Source organism: Allokutzneria sp. NRRL B-24872 (assembly GCF_002155965.1).
In the GTDB taxonomy this organism is placed as follows: Bacteria; Actinomycetota; Actinomycetes; order Mycobacteriales; family Pseudonocardiaceae; genus Allokutzneria.
Genome location: NZ_MUMH01000331.1, coordinates 1 through 831 on the forward strand (window position 1 = coordinate 1; position 831 = coordinate 831).

At 67.4% G+C, this 831-nt stretch carries 1 pseudogene; it reads right to left on the bottom strand.

The window, feature by feature from the left end:
• Positions 1-760: pseudogene (locus CCN37_RS37855) on the bottom strand (TIM barrel protein); the annotation flags it as partial.
• Positions 761-831: the final 71 nt, after the last annotated feature.

Here is an 831-nt window from a genome sequence, read left to right on the forward strand (position 1 = left end):
CCATGAGGTCGTCGTCCGCGTAGAAGCGGGAGTTGAAGTCGAAGGCGCCGAGCTTCTTCTCGCGCAGGAGGAGGGCGACGATGAACTCGATGTTGGTGCCGGGGGCGTGGTGGCCGGTGTCGACGCAGACCTGCGCCTTGGGGCCGAGCTTCAGGCAGTGGGCGTAGGCGGTGCCCCAGTCCGGGACGTCCGTGGTGTAGAAGGCGGGCTCGAAGAACTTGTACTCCAGCAGCATGCGCTGGTCGTCGCCGAGGCGGTCGTAGACGGCGCGCAGGGCCTCGGCGAGGCGGTCCTGGCGGGCCGCGATGTCGTCCTGGCCGGGGTAGTTCGTGCCGTCGGAGAACCAGAGCTTGAGGTCGCGGGAGCCCGTGGCGTCCATGATGTCGACGCACTACAGGAGGTGGTCCAGCGCCTTGCGGCGGACCGCCGGGTCGGGGTGGGTGACCGAGCCCAGCTTGTAGTCGTCGTCCTGGAACACGTTGGAGTTGATGGCGCCGAGTTTCAGGCCGCGTTCCTCCGCGTACTTGGCGAGCGCCCCGTAGTCCTCGACCCGGTCCCAGGGGATGTGGAGGGCGACGGTGGGCGCCACTTTGGTGAGGGCGTGCACCTGGGCGGCGTCGTCCAGCTTCTCCTGGGGGGAGCGCGGCACACCGGGCTGGGCGAAGACCTTGAACCGGGTTCCGGAGTTGCCGTACGCCCATGACGGCGTCTCGACCGCCTGGCTCTTGAGGGCCGCCTTCACGGCTGGAACGTCAGACATGAATCTCCTTCATGAAACGATTCAAGAAACCTAGCCGCGCGGTCGGCCACGCGTCAAGAAGTGGTGGGTCC